The organism is Ochrobactrum sp. CGA5 (assembly GCF_006345815.1).
In the GTDB taxonomy this organism is placed as follows: domain Bacteria; phylum Pseudomonadota; class Alphaproteobacteria; order Rhizobiales; family Rhizobiaceae; genus Brucella.
On sequence record NZ_VCIG01000043.1, the window covers coordinates 253,905 to 270,425 of the forward strand.

Here is a 16,521-nt window from a genome sequence, read left to right on the forward strand (position 1 = left end):
AGACGAGTGTTAGCCTATCCTTTCACTTCTTCACATGCGCAGTTTCCGGCACCGGCGTGATCGGCTTGCCCGTGTCGAACCACGCGATAAGGTTGTCGATCACCAGATCGGCCATGCCACGACGGGTCTGGACCGAGGCAGAGCCGATATGCGGCAGCAGGACCGTGTTCGGCGCATCGAGCAAAGCCTGCGGCACGTGCGGCTCGTTTGCAAACACATCAAGGCCGGCTGCGGCAATCGTTCCGTTTTGCAGCGCTTCGGCAAGCGCATCTTCATCCACCACCGAACCGCGTCCGATATTGATCAGCACACCTTCGGGCCCAAGCGCCTTCAGCACTTCCGCATTCACGGCCTTGGCCGTTTCCGTGCCGCCCGGCGCGACCAGAATGAGCGTGTCGACAGCCTCGGCGAGCGCCTTGAGGCTCGCATGATATTCGTAGGCGACATCGGGCGACTTGCGGCGATTGTGATAGGCAATCGGCAGGCCGAATGCTTCAATCCTGTGGGCCACCGCCTTGCCGATACGGCCAAGGCCGAAAATGCCGACCTTGCGGCCGCGCAGCGAAAGCCTGGACAGCGGATAGCGGCCTTCCTTGCCCCAGTTGCCCGCGCGTAGGAATTCCTGCGACTTCGACAATTCGCGCACCGTGTCGATCAGGAGGCCGATGGTGGTATCAGCCACCTCCTCGGTCAGCACATCCGGTGTGTTGGTCACCATGACATTTTTCGCACCGGCATGTTTCGCGTCCACCGCATCGTAACCGACGCCGAAATTACCGACGATTTCAAGGTTGGGCAAAGCGTCGATCAGCGCCGCATCGACGGTCGACATGCTGGCGATACCCTTCACGTCCTTTGCCCATGCAGCATCCAGAAGTGCCGTGTCGCCGCGCGCAATACGCTGGACTTTGAACTCGCCCGAAAGCCTCTGCACGGCATAATCGTCGAAATTGCCGAGCACCAGAATTGTCGCGTCGCGTTTTGTCATGGCATTCCTCATGCAGGAAGAGAAACCGACCTGTAAGAGGATGGCCGGTGTGGGGGAATCAGCCGTTTTTCGGCTTGGACGTCGATTGTCGGATATGCAGTTCCGGCTTGATGAGTTCCTGCATTGAAGAAACCTCGACGCCGTTCAATTGGTCGAGCAGCGCGCGTGCGGCACGGCGTCCCACTTCACGCTGCCCATTCCAGACGGTCGTGAGCGCTGGCGTCGCGATCGCCGCTTCCTCAAGATCGTCATAGCCGGTCACGGAAATGTCCTCGCCCGGCACCAGCCCGGCGCGGGCAATGCCGTTCATCAAGCCGATGGCCGTCAGGTCGTTCCAGCAGACTGCGGCGGTCGGCTTGTCTTTCAATGCCAGAAATTGCGGCGCGACTTCAAAACCGCCCTGCTTCGTGCGTGGTCCGGCAATACGCCAGTCGGGACGAACTTCGAGGCCGGCCTTTTCCATTGCCTGCACATAGCCGCGGTAACGGTCACGGCCCGTCGAGGTCTGATCTGTACCGCCGATCATGGCAATGCGCGTATGACCGAGCGAAATCAGGTGATTGGTGGCAAGGCCGATGCCATAGGCGTCGTCACCGCGAAAAACCGGCGCATGAACGCCCTCGACGCTACGCGCGATGAGCACAACCGGCAGGCCGTTATCTTCAGCAAGCTGAATGTCTTCCGGCGGCGTGCCAATGGCGGGCGACATGATGACCCCGTCCGCGCCGAGCTGCAGAAGCGTATCCATGAAGGTGCGTTGCTTTTCGAGCTGGTCGTAATGGTTGGACAGGATGAAAGTCTGTCGCGACCGGTCGAGTTCCGTTTCGATGGATTTGAGAATTTCCGCGAAGAACGGATTCATGATGTCATGCACCACGACGCCGACAATCCCCGAACGTGATGTACGCAGGCTCGCAGCGCGACGGTTATAGATATAACCGATGGCGCGGGCATGTTCCTTGATCTTCTCGCGGGTCTGGTCTGCAACAAGGGGACTGTCTCGCAAAGCGAGCGAAACTGTGGCTGTCGAAACACCAAGCGCATCAGCGATGGTCGATAGCTTTATTTTCTGGGCCAAGTCGCCTCCCCAAAATGGTCCGTGCCGCAGTCGGAGACGCGGCCGCAACCTGACAAGGTGAGACACGACCGTTCGTCCTGCGAATGGTTATGCCATTGCAATCCTTGAATTGGAAGCATTTTCGATAGCGCACATCATGAAAAGTGTTTCAGGCTTTCGCGCCAAGATGCGCGTCAAAACAAATAGTTAGAGCTTGATAAATGACAGGCTTATTCCGCTTCGTCCTCTTCGAGCACTTCCGTTTCGGGCTCTTCTGGAAGGCGCGCGACGCCGCGAAGCGCAAGATTGCTCTCCATCCGGCCTAACATCTTGAGGAAGGTCTTGCGATCCTTTTTGTCGAGGCCCTTCAGCATGTCCTTTTCGGTCTTGCGAATGGACTTCTCGATTGCCTTGATTGTCTCAAGACCGGCCTGCGTGAGATAAACATGCGACTGGCGCTGATCGGTTTCGGAAGCGCGCTTGGCGACGAACCCCTGACTTTGCAGGCGCGCAATGGTTTTGGTGATGGTCGGTGGACGGACACCCAGCCGCTGCGCGAGAACGCCCGGCGTCAGCCCATCTTCGGCAGCCAGTTGCAGCATGACCGCATCCTGCCCCGCATAGAGCCCCTGCTCCAGAAGCCGCGTGGCCAGCACCGTCCGCGACAGTCTCGCCACGGATTGCAGCCGGTATAGTACAACCGCCTTATTGTCCTTGCTCATCGCCACCTCGCCCTATTTGCCACTTTGATACGCATCCCGAAAAACATCCAATGGTTTTCGGACAAGATACGCTGTTCAAAATAAACCAGTTCCTGTCGCCTGATCGATAGTCCCATCCATTCATATATCTTAAAATATTGTCCGACTTATGAAACAACAAGGCCCGGTTGCTGTCATGGCTAACGGACGTTAGGGTCAGGACCCAATAAAGCAAATAAAGCGAGGAAAACATGACCGACCTGCGCGATCAAAACAGCGACATGATTGTCGTTCTGCCCCTTGGCGCTCACGAACAGCATGGGCCTCACCTGCCGTTTGAAACGGATACGATTATCGCTGAAGGTATTGTCGCGCGCGTCAGCGATGCGCTGCCTGCCGAACTCAACGTTAATTTTCTGCCCGCCCAGCCAGTTGGCTATTCCATCGAACACATGGACACGGAAGGAACCCAGAGCCTCGCCTTTGCCGAGGCCGTGAACCAGTGGATCGGCATTGGTGAAAACCTTCATGCGGGCGGCATTCGCAAACTGGTCATGCTGAACGCGCATGGCGGGAATTCACCGTTGATGACAATTGTCGCGACGGAATTGCGTACGCGGCTCGACATGCTGGCGGTCGCCACAAGCTGGACCCGCTTCGGCCTGCCGGAAGGACTGATTACACCGGAGGAAAAAGCGCTCGATATTCATGGCGGCTTCATTGAGACATCGGTGATGCTGGCGCTGCGCCCTGATCTGGTGGACATGTCAAAGGCAAGCAATTTCTCCAACGCCCAGTCACGCTACGCCGAGGAATTCAAGTTCCTGCGCGCCTATGGCCCTCATGCCTTCGGCTGGAAGATGCACGATCTCAACCCCGAGGGGGTGGCGGGCAATGCCTCTGCGGCAACAGCCGAAGCCGGGGAAAAGCTCATCGCCAACGCGGTGTCCGGCTTTATTGAATTGCTGCGCGATGTCGACAGGTTCGATCTTGACCGGTTCAAATCGAAACGTCTCACCAGGCAGGCAGGATAGGTCAACAATACTCGCAGGACCAGTGGCGGGAATGTGATTAGATCAATGTAATATTATAGCATTGCATATGGCATTCACGCCGCCCTTCCCTTATATGAAATGTCCTGTCCGAGGTTTCGGTGCTGTGCCGCTTTGCGCTGGCTGCGCACTGGCCACCTCGGGCCACGATTTCAAAAGGCCACAACTTCAAGAGGCATAATCATGAGCCAGGCTGAAGCCCAAACCGAAGCTCCGTCTGCAACCGAGACGACCACTGAAGCTGGCCGCATTCCTGTGACCGTTCTGACCGGTTATCTGGGTTCGGGCAAGACCACCCTTCTCAACCGTATCCTGACCGAAAATCACGGCAAGCGTTATGCTGTCATCGTCAATGAATTCGGCGAGATCGGCATCGACAACGACCTGATCGTCGAGTCGGACGAAGAAATCTACGAAATGAACAATGGCTGCATCTGCTGCACCGTGCGCGGTGACCTGATCCGCGTTGTGGAAGGACTGATGCGCCGTCCAGGCCGTTTCGACGCCATTGTCGTGGAAACCACCGGCCTTGCCGATCCTGTCCCGGTCGCACAGACCTTCTTCATGGATGACGACGTGCGCGCCAAGACTGGGCTCGACGCCGTCGTCGCTCTTGTCGATGCCAAGCACCTGCCGCTGCGCCTGAAGGACAGCCGCGAGGCGGAAGACCAGATCGCCTTTGCCGATGTGGTGCTCATCAATAAGACCGACCTCGTGACGCCGGATGAACTCGCCGCTATTGAAGCGACCGTGCGCGCCATCAATCCGCACGCCATTATCCATCGCACCGAGCGCGCTTCCATCCCGCTCGACCGTGTGCTGGACCGCGGTGCATTCGATCTGAAGCGTGTTCTGGACAACGACCCGCACTTCCTCGACCACGATCACCCCGATCATGTATGCGGACCGGATTGCGACCACGATCATGGGCACGACCATCATAACCATGGCCACCATCATCATGACCACGATCACGATCATCATGACCACCATCACGACCATGACCATGTGTGCGGTCCCGACTGCGATCATGACCATCACCACGATCATGCCTCGCCAATCCATGATGTGACGGTGAAGTCTGTATCGCTCAGGGCTGCTGAAATCGACCCGGCGAAATTCTTCCCGTGGATTCAGAACATCACCCAGACGCAGGGACCGAACATTCTGCGCCTCAAGGGCATTATCGCCTTCAAGGACGACCCGGACCGGTATGTGGTGCAGGGCGTGCACATGATTATCGAGGGTGACCACCAGCGTGCCTGGAAGGAAGATGAAAAGCGCGAAAGCCGCCTCGTCTTCATCGGACGTGAACTCGATCCAGCCGCCCTCAAAGCTGGCTTTGAAAACTGCCAAGCCCAGTAATAAAAGCAAAATAAAACAAGAAATATCGGAAGCCGATGCCTACAGTTGCACCGCTAGACCTTGAGGGTCATTGTTTTTATGCGCGCTTTGTCGGCGGCATTCCCTTCTTTGCCATGGCAGATGGCTCGATCCATCAGTTCAACAACGGCAACAAGACCTCAACAGCCCATGATGGGCTGTTGAGTGCGGCTGTTTCCGTTGATGGAAAGTCGCTTGTAACCGGCGGCGAAGATGGCCGCGTCTGTCGCACGGATGCCGACGGAACCGTGACCGAACTTGCAAGGATACCGCGCAAATGGATAACGGCGGTGGCAACCGGCCCCGGCGGAACTGTCGGCTTTGCTTCGGGGCGCACTGCCTGGGTGCGCACGTCTGATGGCAAGGTGCAGGAATTTGCGCAAGAGCGCAGCGTCGAAGGCATAGCCTTTGCGCCAAAGGGGCAGCGGCTGGCAATTGCCCGCTATAACGGCGCAACCCTGATCTGGACCGGAACGGCGGCAAAACCCGTTGAACTGGAATGGAAAGGCGCACATATCGGCGTGATCTTCTCGCCCGATGGCCGCTTTCTCATCACCTCGATGCAGGAAAATGCGCTGCATGGCTGGCGCCTTGAAGACATCAAGCACATGCGCATGACCGGTTATCCCGCAAAGGTGAAGGATTGGTCGTGGAGCGCCAAAGCCAAGTGGCTAGCCACTTCCGGCGCTCCTGCAGCGATCGTCTGGCCTTTTGCAGGCAAGGACGGCCCTATGGGCAAGGCTCCCTTGGAACTTGGTCTTCGCGGCGATAGCATGGTGACATCCGTTGCCTGCCATCCGGTCGAGGATATCGTCGCCATCGGCTACAATGACGGCATGATCCTGATCGCACGTTTCGCCGACGGTAAGGAAGTTCTGCTGCGCCGCCCCGGCAAAGGCGCTGTCACCAGCATGGGCTGGGATGAACAGGGCCACCGCCTTGTTTTCGGCTCGGAAGCTGGGGATTGCGGTGTGGTTGCGATAGCCGATTAGGGCGTAGGACAGAGAGACTGATTTGGCTGTCGCGATCAGCCGCAGTCAAATCAAATTCTCCTGCTGCCCTGTTGCACTACTGCCTTTTCATGGAAACAGCAGGCGCCCCATCGGGTCCAAGCGACGCCACCCACTGGGTAATGGCGGCAACATCCTTTTCACCCAGCATATGATCCGCATCTATGGTGCGAGCATCGACGCGCGCGCCCCCGGAGCGCAGTAGCGATGAAAGCGCTGGCGCAAACGGTGAGTAGAGCTTGTCCTCTTCGCCCGTGATCGTGAGAACACGCGTCTTGCTCAGATTGGCGACGGGCGCATTGTCCAAAACCGGCATCGAGCGCATCAGGACAGCGCGCTTCACCAGATCGGGATGGAGCATCATCGTTGCCGCCAGAAGATTGGCACCGTTGGAATAGCCTACGAAGGTTGCATGGGTGAGGTCGAGGTCCTTATCGTCAGCCAGTCGGGTGAGGAAGGTCACGAAGGCATTGGCTTCAAGCTTGATGTCCTTCTGGTCGAACTTCACCGGTGTGATGCGCTTGTACCAGCGCGTACCGCCATCCTGCATCACGCGACCGCGAATGCCGAGCAATGTGGCGCGCGGCCAGATCCTGGAAGCCAGCGGCACAAGGCTGGTTTCGTTGCCGCCCGAACCGTGCAGCAAAATCACCAGTTCATTTGATGCGTTTTCCGGCTTGTAGAAGCGGTGGATGAACTGCCTGCTGCGCGAAAAATTCTGCTCCGGGGTTGCTTCCGTATCCATCTTCTTCTCGCGCATTGTCACACCTTCACCGAGCTTGGGAGCGCCCTGCTCTTCTTTCATCGATGCGGCAATAGCGCTCAGAGCCTTGCCCTGACCGCTCGTCGAAATCGGCTGTCCTTCGGCTAGAGCCGAGCCAGCCGTTACCGTCACTGCCACAGCCGCAAAAGCGGCAATAAACATCTTCTTTACCATGATCTCAACATAGCCAATGAGACGTTAACGAAGGTTTGAAGGCAGCTCCTCCCAGGTGCGTCTCCACCCCTGCCGGCGACAATCCCATAACCCAACACATCTGTCCGAAATTGCTTCAGGCCCTTTCGGGATGCGCTACTGTAATGCCGTTAACAGGAGAGTTTTAGCGAGAATATGGCAGGATGCACGAAAAGTTACATCGTGTTACAATTCCGTTACATCCTCGCATGACTTCAACAAAGCGTGAACAGCAGCATGTTCGTAAATTATCCATGCTTTTGACGCCTTTGCGTGGGAACCTGTCTACAAGTTAAGGGTCAATTGTTTGGGAGTGGGAGTGACCATGAGCAGCTTTAAACCGGGACGTTTTTCATCTGCCCGCCTCACTTACGACGCGGTAACGCCCAGAAGCCTTTATGTGAACCGTCGTTCTTTCATGATCGGCGCGGGTGCTCTGGCTGCTACCGGTGTCGCATCATCGGCCTTTGCCGAACCACTCAAGGCAAAGGATTCCGCCTATAAGGTGGACGAGAAGCTGACGCCGCAGGATGCGGTCACGACCTACAATAATTTTTACGAGTTCGGCACGGACAAGAGCGACCCTTCCGCCAATTCCGGTAATTATAAGCCACTGCCGTGGAAGCTTACGGTCGATGGTCTCGTGAAACAGCCGAAGGAATTCGACATTCAGGACCTGATTGCCAAAATGCCGCTTGAAGAGCGTATCTATCGGATGCGCTGCGTCGAGGCATGGTCCATGGTCATTCCGTGGATCGGATTTCCGCTTTCAAGCCTTCTGTCGCAGGTGGAGCCGCTCGGATCGGCAAAGTACATCGCCTTTACCGGCGTCGTGCGACCGGAGGAAATGCCGGGCCAGACCGGTCTCTTCCAGGTTCTTGACTGGCCCTATATCGAGGGGCTGCGTCTCGACGAGGCCATGCATCCTCTCACTATCCTTTCGGTCGGCCTTTACGGCGAGACATTGCCCAATGCGAACGGTGCTCCGATCCGGCTCGTGGTGCCCTGGAAATATGGTTTCAAGGGGATCAAGGCGATTACAAAGATCAGCTTCGTTGAAAAGCAGCCGCCAACCTCATGGCAACAACAGGCGGCCAATGAATATGGCTTCTACGCCAATGTGAATCCAGAGGTCGATCATCCGCGCTGGAGCCAGGCGACCGAACGGCGTATCGGAGAAGGCGGTTTTCTGGGTTCGGGCCGCCGTCCGACATTACCATTCAACGGTTATGGCGAGGAAGTCGCATCGCTTTATGCAGGCATGGACCTGAAGGTGAATTACTGACATGGCAGCAACGCCCGAGACAGCCAGGAAGAAAAAAACCCGCCCCGGCGAATGGAAAATCTGGTTGCTCTACGCGATCGGTTTCGTCCCGGCGGTCTGGACATTCTATCTGGGCGCAAGCGGCAATCTTGGCGCTGATCCGGTCAAGGCTTTTGAACACACACTGGGCCTGTGGGCTCTGCGCTTTCTGATTCTGACCCTTATGGTCACCCCGATACGCGACCTGACCGGCATGGCTTTTCTGCGCTACCGCCGGGCGCTCGGCCTGCTTGCCTTCTATTATGCACTGATGCACTTCGCCACCTATGTGGTGCTGGATCAGGGCCTGAACATTTCCGCCATCATCACCGATATTGTGCGCCGCCCCTTCATCACCATCGGCATGATCAGCCTGGTGCTTCTGGTGCCGCTGGCGCTCACCTCCAACAACTGGTCGATCCGCAAGCTCGGTCGCCGCTGGAACAGCCTGCACAAGCTGGTCTACGTCGCAATCGCTGGCGGCGCGATCCATTTCATCATGTCGGTTAAAAGCTGGCCTGCCGAACCAGTCATCTATGCCGGCATCGTCAGCGCGCTGCTTTTATGGCGACTGGTGCGTCCTCACGGCCGCAACCGCAAACCTGTGTCCCGTCCTCGCGGTGAAGCAATGGCGGTAAAGAAATAGGCCATGATAAGCTGATAAGTTTCCACACTCCCTAATATAGAAACTTAAATCTACTATTGTGATGGTTACCCGATGACATGACGATGCAAATCATGTCAGTATCGCCGCGATTTCCGCACGCAGAATAATTCCCGGCAGCGGCAACCGACGAATACGGAATGCATATGTCATCTCTCCTGAAATCGGCTCCCGTCCGCATCGCAGGCAAATTCGTCTTCATTTTATTCGTCCTTGTCTTTGCGACTTGGGCCAGCTTCGCCATGTGGTTCCAGTTACCCTTCGGCGATGCCGTGCGCGGATCGATCATTGCCGTCTGGCTTCTGCTCTGTCTTGGGGCAATTGCAGGCGAAAGACATTACAGGTGCTGGCGCAGACGCCTGTTCTTCTGCCTTCTCGCGCTGGTAATGTTGGGGGCATGGTCCACGGTCCGCCCCTCCCTCAATCGCATCTGGGCGCCAGATGTCGCCCGCACGGTGACCGGACAGATCAATGGCGACATCGTTACTCTCTCCAATGTCCGTGATTTCATCTGGCGGACCGCGGAAGATTTTACGCCGAACTGGAAAGAAGAAACCTACGATCTCAGCAAGATAACGTCCGTGGACGTTTTTCTTTCCTACTGGTCAAGCCCGGCAATCGCTCATACGCTTTTGTCGTTCGGTTTCGAGGATGGTCGTCACGTGGTCTTCTCCGGCGAAATCCGCCGCGAACATCATGAGGTCTATTCGCCGATCGCCGGCTTTTTCCGCAAGTACGAGCTGGCGATGATTGCCGCCGAAGAGCAGGACATCATTTATCTGCGCACCAATGTCCGCAAGGAAAACGTCTATCGCTATCGCGTGAAATTGCCGTCTGTGGGCGCGCGCGAACTTTTCCTGTCTTATGTCGAGCTCGGCAACAAGCTGGCAGAGCAACCTAAATTTTACAATACGCTGACCGCGAATTGCACCACGATCATCTTCCACATGGCCCGTGTGCTGGACCCGACCTTCCCGTTTGATTATCGCGTTCTTCTATCGGGCTATCTGCCCGGCTACCTGCACGACCACGGCTGGATCGAAAACGGTGGCACGCTGGAGGAGGCACGGGAACGCGCGTCGATTGACGCAAGAGCGCTTTCAGCCGGACGCGACGGTTTTTCGCAACGTATCCGCGAATAGGGCATTTCCAGCGAAAGTACGAAGCATTTACGCAGGGAATCAGTGCATCGAACTGATTTTCATCCCACCTTGATGCGTAAAAACAAAAATATAGACCGGATCTACTGGTTCCGTTTTGGACTGGAACAGCTCTAGAAAAACCCCGCCGAAACCGAAATCTCGACGGGGTTGAATCTGCAAGAAGAAATTACACCGCAGCGGTGATGATGATTTCAACCTTGTAGTCAGGCGTTGCCAGCGCGGCTTCACCGGTGGCACGGGCGGGCGTATGAGCCGGATCGACCCATGCGTCCCAGACAGCGTTCATTTCGGCAAAGTCCTTCATGTCGGCAAGCCAGATGATGGCCTGGAGAATCTTGGTCTTGTCGGAACCAACTTCCTTGAGAAGGCGGTCCACCTCAGCCAAAACGGCCTTGGTCTGTTCGGTGACGCTGGCGCCCGGGTTTCCCACCTGACCGGCGAGATAAACGGTATTGCCGTGAATTACGGCCTGGCTCATGCGCGGACCGACTCCGATGCGACGGATGCTCATGGTGAACTCCTCTCCATAATGCTCTTCTGCGGAACCAGTTCCGCATGTGAAAATGTTGCGCATCCTTATTAAAGCCCTAGTCTGCTTTGGCAATGCCATTGCCCGCCTGAATGATGCAATTTCAGTAAAAAGAGGAGGACAGTCATGTCGGAACCACTCGCCGAGATTTATCGCGATTATATTGCATGCCTGAACCGGCAGGACTGGGACGACCTCGGGCTTTATGTACACGAGGAGGCAATCCATAACGGCAGGCCTTTGGGACTTTCCGGCTATCGCGCGATACTGGAACAGGATTTCGAAGCTATCCCCGACCTGCGCTTCAACATTGAGCTGCTTGTCAGTGAACCGCCCTATATTGCGAGCCGACTCCAGTTCGATTGCACGCCGAAGGCGCTACTGTTCGGTCTTCCGGTTAACGGCAAACGGGTCCGGTTTGCAGAAAATGTTTTTTACGAATTCGAGAATACGCTGATAAGGAAAGTCTGGTCAGTCATCGACAAGGCAGCGATTGAAGCGCAACTGTGATATAGCGCCCGTCACCATTGACTCTTTCCCGCCCTCCCCCTATAAGCCGCGACACGTTCGCCCGCGCGGTTTACGGATGGTTTTGTGCTGTCCACTGCCGGGAAAAGAACCAGCTCCTGTTCAATAGAACATGATCCCGAAAAGTGAAAAACGGTTTTCGGACAAGATCGTGTTCAAAAGAAAAACAGAATTAAGAAGGGCCGCACACCGCGGTATTAAATAAATGAAGCGCACTTACCAGCCATCCAAAATCGTCCGCAAGCGTCGTCACGGTTTCCGTGCACGCATGGCAACCACCGGCGGCCGCAAGGTTCTCGCCGCTCGCCGCTCGCGCGGCCGTAAGCGGCTTTCCGCTTAATTTGTTCCCGCGCAATTTGGGTCTAAGGCCAAGCGCGGTGAATAAAGACATGAACAAGCCGAAACAAATACTCCGCCTTCGCAAGAGAGCGGAGTTTTTGGCTTTGAGGAATGGTGAAAGACGACGTGGTCCCCTGTTTCTTCTCGAAGTCCGAGAGCGGACCGAAGAAGAATCGCAAGCCGCTAAAATCGGCGAAAAACCCCGTGCAGGTTTCACCGTAACGAAGAAAAACGGCAATGCCGTGATACGAAATCGCATCCGCCGCAGGCTGCGAGAAGCGGTTCGTTGTCACGCAGGGCGTGACATGGCGCCTTCGACGGACTATGTGATCGTAGCGCGCGAGCAAGCCCTCACTGCGCCCTTTTCGCGACTGACCGAAGAACTCTCCCGCCGCATCAAGGCGAAGGGTGAACGGCGGGGCGATGGGAAACGCCGAACGGAAAGACCGGAATCAGGACCCGTCAATGGAAAATAATCGCAATTTCTTCATCACCATTGCCCTGTCCATCCTCGTGCTAACGCTGTGGCAAGTTTTTTATCTGGGTCCGAAAACGGAAGCCCAGCGGGAGCAGGCACGCATCGAGGAGCAGCAGAAACAACAGGTAACGCAACAGCAGGCGCAAGGTAGCCAGAGTGGCGACACGCCGCAGATGCCCGCCGCCTCAGGAAACATTCCTGGTCACAGCGATGTTGCAGCCGCAGGCGGCACGCTGAGCCGCGAGGCAGCCATTGCCCAGACGCAGCGCGTCGAGATCGACACGCCTTCGCTGCGCGGTTCGATCAACCTGACTGGCGCGCGCCTCGATGATCTCTTCTTGAAGAAGTATCATGAGACCGTCGACGACAATTCACCTCAGATCGAACTGCTCGCGCCCTCGGCGCTGAAGCAGGGCTATTTCGTCGAACTCGGCTTCACCGGCAATGAGACGACTGGCTCGGTGCCGGGTCCAAACACAGTCTGGACCGTGGAAGGCAACAACAAGCTGACGCCTTCAACGCCGGTCACACTGACCTATACCAACGAGAAGAACATCACCTTCAAGCGCGTCATCTCTGTTGACGACGCCTATATGTTTGCTGTTGACGACACGATCACCAACAATACCGGCGCAGCCATTTCGCTGGCTTCCTATGGCCGCGTGACCCGCTTCAACCAGCCGGAACATGCAAGCGCGACCTATGTGCTGCATGAGGGCCTGATCGGCGTCATGGGTCAGGATGGCCTGCAGGAAATCAAATATTCCAAGGTCGAGGACGACAAGGACATTTCGTTCAAGGACGTCAACGGCGGCTGGCTTGGCATAACCGACAAGTACTGGGCGGCAACACTTGTTCCGCCGCAGGATGAAAAATTCACTGGCCGTTTCTCGCACTTCACCAATGATCGTCCGCGCTATCAGACCGACTTCCTCAGCGCACCGATGACCATTGCGCCAGGCCAGGCTCAGACGCTGAAAAACCATGTCTTCGCCGGCGCGAAAGTGGTTTCCAACATCAAGACTTATGAAGAAAAGCTTGGCATCAAGCAGTTCGAACTTTTGATCGACTGGGGCTGGTTCTACTTCATCACCAAGCCGATGTTCTATCTCATCGACTGGATCTACAAGTTCTCGGGCAATTTCGGCGTCGCCATTCTGGTCGTCACCGTTCTCCTGAAAGGCCTGTTCTTCCCGCTTGCCAACAAGTCGTACAAGTCGATGGCACGTATGAAGCTGGTGCAGCCGAAGCTGACTGAAATCCGCGAGAAATATGCGGATGACAAGATGAAGCAGCAGCAGGAAATGATGCGGCTCTACAAGGAAGAGAAGATCAATCCTCTTGCCGGTTGCTGGCCGGTGCTGGTGCAGATTCCGGTGTTCTTCGCACTTTACAAGGTACTTTATGTCACCATCGAAATGCGTCATGCGCCGTTCTTTGGCTGGATTCAGGACCTTGCTGCGCCCGATCCGACCTCGCTCTTCAACCTGTTCGGCCTCCTGCCTTTCGGTGTGCCACACTTCCTGATGATCGGCGTCTGGCCGCTCCTGATGGGCATCACCATGTTCCTGCAGATGCGCATGAACCCGACGCCACCGGACCCGACGCAGGCTGCGATCTTCACCTGGATGCCGGTGATCTTCACCTTCATGCTGGCTTCGTTCCCGGCTGGTCTGGTGATCTACTGGGCATGGAACAACCTACTCTCCATCACCCAGCAGGGCATTATCATGAAGCGTCAGGGCGTGAAGATCGAGCTCTTCGACAATCTCAAGAGCCTCTTCAAGCGAAAGCCGAAAGAAGCGAAGAAATAGACTTGAAAAGAACCCCGCTTCGGCGGGGTTTTTTGTGCCCTCATGTTGACAATGCGGCTCATAACCTTGATGCGTGTACTCAATAGAATACACCATTGGGACAGAACCATTGAGCGAGCAGGATAAGAAGCAAGCGGCGATCAGGGCCGCTCAGGCAGCGGCGGATGCAGTCCGGGAAGCCCAGGCGGCACTCGTCGAGGAAGGACGCCTGCTCTTCAAAAAGTCATGGATCTTCATCCGTGGCGTGCCGTCCATGAAATTTCTGCCGCCGGAAGGCCCGGTGGAAATCGCCTTTGCGGGCCGCTCCAATGTCGGCAAGTCGTCGCTCATCAATGCGCTCGTCAACAAGAAGGGTCTTGCGCGCACCTCCAACACGCCGGGCCGCACACAGGAACTGAACTATTTCGTGCCGGACGGCTATTCCGGTGAGAACGGCGATCTTCCGCCGCTGGCACTGGTTGACATGCCGGGCTATGGCTTTGCCGAGGCGCCGAAAGCACAGGTCGATGCCTGGACACGCCTTGTGTTCGATTATCTGCGTGGACGCACCACGCTGAAGCGCGTCTATGTGCTGATCGACGCCCGCCACGGCATCAAGAAGAACGATGCGGAAGTGCTGGACCTTCTCGACAAAGCCGCAGTTTCCTATCAGATCGTGCTCACCAAGATCGACAAGATCAAGCCTGCGGGCGTGCCGCGCCTATTGGAAGAAACCCACAAGCTTACCTACAAGCGCGCTGCCTGCTTTCCCGGCATCATCGCAACATCGTCAGAAAAAGGCGTGGGCCTCGACGAGCTGCGTGCAGCAATCGCATTGCTTATCAAGGAAGCCTGATTATCAGTCCGAGCAGCTTTCCGGCTGCCCGTCCAGTCCTTCGTTGAGACGCTCAAAACGGGTGCTCACATGCCCCTCGCCGCGCTTGATATGCAGCACATAGATGCTGTCGAAGTCGTCGCCGCGCCATCTCGGCACCGCAGCCTTGTCGCCGCCATTGTCCTTGAGCAGATTTCTGGCCAGTTTGTAGAGCTGCTTGTGTTCCCAGCCGACCAGTATCGTCGCATTGCTGTATTGCGGTTGCTGAAGTGCTGCCTGCAGCTTATCGATCTCATTATAGCCGAAGCGGGTATCGACCGGCATCTGAAAACGGATGGCGGTCGGCTCCACAGTCGCAAGCGGACGATTGTAGGCATAGGAAGCACCGCCATCCATCTTTTCTTTCGCGGGATCTGGCGCAAAAATGGCGTCGGGCTTGCCAAAATCCCTTGCTATGACGGCAGGCAGCTTCAAGGAACGATTAAGCCCCCGGCAACTGAGCTGTCCCAATCCGCCCTCCGGCTTTTCGCCGTGACGAACGAGAATGATTGTCTCGGTCGTTGGTGCAGGCGCAGCATGGGATGCAGATGTGCCAAGCAGGGAGACAAGAGCGGCGAGAAATATTTTGTCCATGGAAACAGCTTCTGTGAAAATCGTTCGGCTTCAAGATCCGCATAGATCCCGCATTGGCCTTTTACTGGGCAAGTTTCAGGCAGCAAATTCAAATAATCGCGAACGAACAGCCGGAAAATAAACATCTGCGGATTCCAATTGCTACAAAACCAGTCTAGAAAAACCTGTTTCTTCCTGCCCTGTCGCCAGCCATGGAGCCCGCGATGACGACACTTGAAAATCCCGAAATGCAAGCGCAACTCCTGTCCGCTGCCTTGCCCTATATGCAGCGTTACGAGAACAAGCATGTCGTCGTAAAATATGGTGGCCACGCCATGGGCAACCCGGAGCTTGGCAAGGCTTTTGCCCGCGATATCGCACTTTTGAAACAGTCGGGCATCAATCCAATTGTCGTTCATGGCGGCGGACCGCAGATTCAGGCCATGCTGACCAAGCTCGGCATCGAATCGCGTTTTGAAGGCGGCCTGCGCGTCACCGACGAAAAGACTGTAGAAGTGGTGGAGATGGTTCTGGCCGGTTCCATCAACAAGGAAATCGTCGCCCTCATCAATGCCGAAGGCGAATGGGCGATCGGTCTTTGCGGCAAAGACGGCAATATGGTCTTCGCGCAGAAGGCGCACAAGACCGTCATCGATCCTGATTCCAATATCGAGAAAGTGCTGGACCTCGGCTTCGTCGGTGAACCGGCAGAAGTGGATCGCACCCTGCTCGATCTCCTGGCGCGCTCCGAAATGATCCCGGTCATTGCACCGGTCGCACCGGGTCGCGATGGCCACACCTACAACATCAATGCCGACACTTTCGCAGGCGCGATTGCCGGCGCACTGGCCGCAACGCGCCTCCTTTTCCTGACCGATGTTCCAGGCGTTCTCGACAAGGACAAGAACCTCATCAAGGAACTCTCGGTTGCCGATGCGCAGGCGCTGATCAAGGACGGTACGATTTCCGGCGGCATGATCCCGAAAGTGGAAACCTGTATCGATGCGATCCGTCGCGGCGTCGAAGGCGTCGTCATCCTCAACGGCAAAACCCCCCATGCCGTGCTGCTGGAGCTTTTCACCGAGCATGGTGCCGGCACGCTTATCGTGCCGTAATAGGAAGAAGCGCGTT

General features: G+C 56.4%; 18 protein-coding genes. 12 read left to right on the forward strand and 6 right to left on the reverse strand.

All coding sequences use genetic code 11. From position 1 onward, the window contains the following. Positions 1–22: 22 nt before the first annotated feature. The 3 genes from FJQ48_RS21745 to FJQ48_RS21755 form a co-directional block, all read right to left on the reverse strand. Positions 23–988 (reverse strand): 2-hydroxyacid dehydrogenase, encoded by a 966-nt coding sequence (locus FJQ48_RS21745; RefSeq protein ID WP_139976993.1) that lies wholly within the window; start codon positions 986–988, stop codon positions 23–25. 58 nt (positions 989–1,046) lie between these two features. After that, a complete protein-coding gene (locus FJQ48_RS21750) occupies positions 1,047–2,066 on the reverse strand; it encodes a LacI family DNA-binding transcriptional regulator (protein WP_139976994.1) in 1,020 nt (339 codons plus the stop codon). A 209-nt stretch (positions 2,067–2,275) separates the two neighbouring features. Then, positions 2,276–2,767 (reverse strand): MarR family transcriptional regulator, encoded by a 492-nt coding sequence (locus tag FJQ48_RS21755; protein ID WP_139976995.1) that lies wholly within the window; start codon positions 2,765–2,767, stop codon positions 2,276–2,278. 230 nt (positions 2,768–2,997) lie between these two features. Here FJQ48_RS21755 and FJQ48_RS21760 point away from each other — a divergent pair, with 230 nt between their 5' ends. The 3 genes from FJQ48_RS21760 to FJQ48_RS21770 all read left to right on the forward strand — a co-directional run bounded on the left by FJQ48_RS21760 (position 2,998) and on the right by FJQ48_RS21770 (position 6,173). Next, complete coding sequence (locus tag FJQ48_RS21760) at positions 2,998–3,780, forward strand: creatininase family protein (protein WP_139976996.1); 783 nt, start codon at positions 2,998–3,000, stop codon at positions 3,778–3,780. A gap of 201 nt (positions 3,781–3,981) precedes the next feature. After that, the gene (locus FJQ48_RS21765) at positions 3,982–5,163 is read left to right on the forward strand and encodes a GTP-binding protein (protein ID WP_139976997.1); all 1,182 of its coding nucleotides are present in this window, start codon (positions 3,982–3,984) and stop codon (positions 5,161–5,163) included. Between the two features lie 35 nt (positions 5,164–5,198). Continuing rightward, entirely contained in the window at positions 5,199–6,173 is a 975-nt protein-coding gene (locus tag FJQ48_RS21770) for a WD40 repeat domain-containing protein (RefSeq protein ID WP_139976998.1), read from the forward strand. A 76-nt stretch (positions 6,174–6,249) separates the two neighbouring features. On the opposite strand, the gene FJQ48_RS21775 is transcribed toward FJQ48_RS21770, so the two are convergent. Next, positions 6,250–7,128: an alpha/beta hydrolase gene (locus FJQ48_RS21775; protein WP_139976999.1), complete on the reverse strand. Its 879-nt coding sequence runs from the start codon at positions 7,126–7,128 to the stop codon at positions 6,250–6,252. Between the two features lie 343 nt (positions 7,129–7,471). Between FJQ48_RS21775 and msrP the strand changes: the two genes are divergently transcribed. From msrP to FJQ48_RS21790, 3 genes are all read left to right on the forward strand, one after another. Beyond that, entirely contained in the window at positions 7,472–8,431 is a 960-nt protein-coding gene (msrP, locus tag FJQ48_RS21780) for a protein-methionine-sulfoxide reductase catalytic subunit MsrP (protein WP_139977000.1), read from the forward strand. Between the two features lies 1 nt (position 8,432). After that, positions 8,433–9,095: a protein-methionine-sulfoxide reductase heme-binding subunit MsrQ gene (gene msrQ / locus FJQ48_RS21785; RefSeq protein ID WP_139977001.1), complete on the forward strand. Its 663-nt coding sequence runs from the start codon at positions 8,433–8,435 to the stop codon at positions 9,093–9,095. 164 nt (positions 9,096–9,259) lie between these two features. Beyond that, positions 9,260–10,255: a DUF4105 domain-containing protein gene (locus FJQ48_RS21790; RefSeq protein WP_180350281.1), complete on the forward strand. Its 996-nt coding sequence runs from the start codon at positions 9,260–9,262 to the stop codon at positions 10,253–10,255. 187 nt (positions 10,256–10,442) lie between these two features. Here the strand turns inward: FJQ48_RS21790 and FJQ48_RS21795 are convergent, their stop codons facing one another. Then, positions 10,443–10,787, reverse strand: coding sequence for a RidA family protein (locus FJQ48_RS21795; RefSeq protein WP_139977003.1), 345 nt, complete (start codon positions 10,785–10,787; stop codon positions 10,443–10,445). A gap of 144 nt (positions 10,788–10,931) precedes the next feature. Between FJQ48_RS21795 and FJQ48_RS21800 the strand changes: the two genes are divergently transcribed. From FJQ48_RS21800 to yihA, 5 genes are all read left to right on the forward strand, one after another. Further along, on the forward strand, positions 10,932–11,315 hold the full coding sequence (locus FJQ48_RS21800) for an ester cyclase (protein ID WP_139977004.1): 384 nt from the start codon (positions 10,932–10,934) through the stop codon (positions 11,313–11,315). 223 nt (positions 11,316–11,538) lie between these two features. Beyond that, entirely contained in the window at positions 11,539–11,673 is a 135-nt protein-coding gene (gene rpmH, locus FJQ48_RS21810; RefSeq protein ID WP_006467565.1) for a 50S ribosomal protein L34, read from the forward strand. A gap of 49 nt (positions 11,674–11,722) precedes the next feature. Further along, positions 11,723–12,148, forward strand: a complete 426-nt coding sequence (rnpA, locus tag FJQ48_RS21815; RefSeq protein WP_139977005.1) for a ribonuclease P protein component — start codon at positions 11,723–11,725, stop codon at positions 12,146–12,148. Beyond that, entirely contained in the window at positions 12,138–13,964 is a 1,827-nt protein-coding gene (gene yidC, locus FJQ48_RS21820) for a membrane protein insertase YidC (protein WP_139977006.1), read from the forward strand. The genes rnpA and yidC overlap by 11 nt, the downstream gene beginning before the upstream one ends. 139 nt (positions 13,965–14,103) lie before the next feature. Continuing rightward, positions 14,104–14,799 (forward strand): ribosome biogenesis GTP-binding protein YihA/YsxC, encoded by a 696-nt coding sequence (gene yihA / locus FJQ48_RS21825; protein ID WP_051556925.1) that lies wholly within the window; start codon positions 14,104–14,106, stop codon positions 14,797–14,799. A gap of 3 nt (positions 14,800–14,802) precedes the next feature. On the opposite strand, the gene FJQ48_RS21830 is transcribed toward yihA, so the two are convergent. After that, the gene (locus tag FJQ48_RS21830) at positions 14,803–15,411 is read right to left on the reverse strand and encodes a hypothetical protein (RefSeq protein WP_139977007.1); all 609 of its coding nucleotides are present in this window, start codon (positions 15,409–15,411) and stop codon (positions 14,803–14,805) included. 203 nt (positions 15,412–15,614) lie between these two features. On the opposite strand from FJQ48_RS21830, the gene argB reads away from it, so the two are divergent. Beyond that, positions 15,615–16,505: an acetylglutamate kinase gene (argB, locus tag FJQ48_RS21835; RefSeq protein WP_139977008.1), complete on the forward strand. Its 891-nt coding sequence runs from the start codon at positions 15,615–15,617 to the stop codon at positions 16,503–16,505. The last annotated feature ends 16 nt before the right edge of the window (positions 16,506–16,521 follow it).